The organism is Pseudomonas putida (genome assembly GCF_028682475.1).
Taxonomy (GTDB): Bacteria; Pseudomonadota; Gammaproteobacteria; order Pseudomonadales; family Pseudomonadaceae; genus Aquipseudomonas; species Aquipseudomonas putida_AG.
The window spans coordinates 1-780 of the sequence record NZ_JANHLE010000087.1 but is presented as its reverse complement, the minus strand read 5'-3'; the positions used below and the strand labels follow the sequence as shown (position 1 = coordinate 780).

Below are 780 nucleotides of genomic sequence, written 5' to 3'. Positions count from 1 at the left end.
GGCCTGGCTCACCGACGAATGTTGCGTTGCCGCTGCGGTCACGCTTTCCCAAGGGACAATCCAGTATTCGCCATCCGCTCGTGGTACGCACACTTCACGGCGCTGCCGATTGAAGCGTACCGGTAAGGGCACTTCGCGGGCCAGGCCTTGGATCACAAAAAAGATAGGGAGGCCCGTAATACAAGCCCCCAAGATCAGCGCGTCAGAGTCATTTAAGAAGTAGGCTAGCCCCAAAAATAGTATCACTACCGGCCATATCACCATCACTGCCGAACCGATGCTGTAATTGCCGATATCGAGAAACACCTCGTTCTTGCGCCAAATGATGTTGAGCACGTCCGAGGGTTTTCGACCGGTAGGGATGGGCAATGGTGCCAAGTAGTCGTTACGCGAAAACAGCCGTTTTTTCGTGGTGCCAGCCGGTGGCGTACTCATGTCTTGTCCGTCGCTTGCGTCTGCGCGGCCAATTCGGCCTCACGCTTGGCGATGGCGGCTTCCAGCTCCAGGGAGCGCCTGGCCCATTGCTCGGGGGGCAGCGGTTTGGACCATTCGATAATGGCGGGATAGGTCAGGCTTGGAGGTGGGTTCAGTTTCCAGCGTTCAAGAACGTCTATAAGTAGCGTGTTAAAAATGAAAACTCCGCAGAAGCCTTCCCACAACAAGGTGACAATCCAGCCCCTCAACTTTGCAGCCTTGATAAGGTCGTCCAGATAGGTGGCCCATATGCCTTTAGATCTGTCGAAGCGTGCAGTCTGATCCTCAACTGCATCCGGACCAATC

2 pseudogenes are annotated in these 780 nt (G+C 55.3%); both read right to left on the bottom strand.

Going from position 1 to position 780, the window contains the following annotated elements:
• A pseudogene (locus tag NPS47_RS25255) lies at positions 1-435 on the bottom strand (hypothetical protein); the annotation flags it as partial.
• Positions 432-780: pseudogene (locus NPS47_RS25250) on the bottom strand (hypothetical protein); the annotation flags it as partial. The pseudogenes NPS47_RS25250 and NPS47_RS25255, both read right to left, overlap by 4 nt.